The organism is Sphingomonas cynarae, assembly GCF_039537815.1.
Lineage (GTDB): Bacteria > Pseudomonadota > Alphaproteobacteria > Sphingomonadales > Sphingomonadaceae > Sphingomonas > Sphingomonas cynarae.
On the sequence record NZ_BAABBF010000026.1, the window covers coordinates 1 to 731 of the forward strand.

The window sequence follows — 731 nt, forward strand, 5'->3', positions numbered from 1 at the left end:
CCCCCGTTTTTTCATCCACCTGGAGCTAGAGACCGGCCCCTCGAAGGGACGGACAGATGAAGCGGAAGCAGTTTTCGGAAGAGCAGATCATCGGCATCCTGAAGGAGGCCGAGGCTGGCGCGGCGGTGATGGAGCTGTGCCGCAAGCACGGCATGTCGAGCGCGACGTACTACGCGTGGAAGGCCAAGTTCGGCGGTCTGGAGGTATCTGACGCGAAGCGGCTGCGGGCGCTCGAGGAGGAGAACGGCAGGCTCAAGCGGTTGCTGGCGGAGACGATGCTCGACAACGCGGGTCTGAAGGACCTGCTCTCAAAAAAATGGTGACGCCCGCCGCGAAGCGGGAAGCGGTCGCGCATCTCCAGACGACGCTGGTGATGAGCGAGCGGCGGGCGTGCATAGTCGTCGGGGCGGATCGCACCAGCATGCGATATCGCTCGTGCCGGGATGATGATGGCGACCTGCGGTCGCGGTTATGCGATCTGGCGCAGCGGCGCCGGCGGTTCGGCTATCGGCGGCTGCACATCCTGCTCCGCCGGGACGGCATCATGATCAACCGCAAGAAGACCCAGCGGCTGTATCGCGAGGAAGGCCTGACCGTCAGGCGCAGGAAGGGACGAAGGCGGGCCGTTGGCGCGCGAGCACCGGCGCCCGTGCTGGCGCTGCCCAACCAGCGCTGGAGTCTGGACTTCGTCCACGATCAGCTCGCCACCGGTCGCCGGTTCCGGGTGCTGA

The 731-nt window shown here is 66.1% G+C and carries 1 pseudogene; it reads left to right on the forward strand.

From position 1 onward, the window contains the following. Positions 1 to 56: 56 nt before the first annotated feature. Positions 57 to 731: pseudogene (locus ABD719_RS18635) on the forward strand (transposase); the annotation flags it as partial.